Below are 533 nucleotides of genomic sequence, written 5' to 3'. Positions count from 1 at the left end.
GCTTGAGTTGTATAATCGGGTGAAAATTAAATAAAAAATCAAATAGAATCTTCCTGGCCTTTCTTAGGTAAATAGTACAGAAAGATCAGGAAGAAGACTGGTTTATACTTTAATCAAGTATGTCTATTTATTACGTATACGTTGCTCTGTATCAATATCGAAAAAATGAGCTTTAGTTAAACTAAAAGCTAACGGAATTTTATCGGTAGCTTTAATTTCTGAACGGGCATTGATTCGTGCAATAAAGTTTTGGCTCGCAAGTTTGCCATGAACCATCGTTTCAGCACCTAATAATTCAGCAACTTCTATTGTAATTTCGACAGTGGATTCAGGAGAAGATTGAAGAACAATTGGTTCATCATGAATGTCTTCAGGACGAATACCGAGTATGATTGCTTTTCCATTATACCCCTGTTTGTTTAATGTTTTTAGTAGACCATCTGGTACTTTGAAGCGAATATTTTCGATATGAAAATATTTATCTTGTAAAGTTCCAGTAAAGAAATTCATAGCTGGAGAACCAATGAATCCGC

General features: G+C 34.0%; 1 protein-coding gene. It reads right to left on the bottom strand.

Features of this window, described 5'->3' with window-relative positions; genetic code table 11:
* Positions 1 to 123: 123 nt before the first annotated feature.
* Positions 124 to 533, bottom strand: a 410-nt coding sequence (locus KI356_RS26410) for a TOBE domain-containing protein (RefSeq protein WP_212936931.1), incomplete at its 5' end; no start/stop codon positions are given.

It is taken from the genome of Bacillus hominis (assembly GCF_018332515.1).
In the GTDB taxonomy this organism is placed as follows: Bacteria; Bacillota; Bacilli; order Bacillales; family Bacillaceae_G; genus Bacillus_A; species Bacillus_A hominis.
Note: the sequence above shows the minus strand (reverse complement) of the source record. Positions and strands in the feature narration are given on the sequence as shown.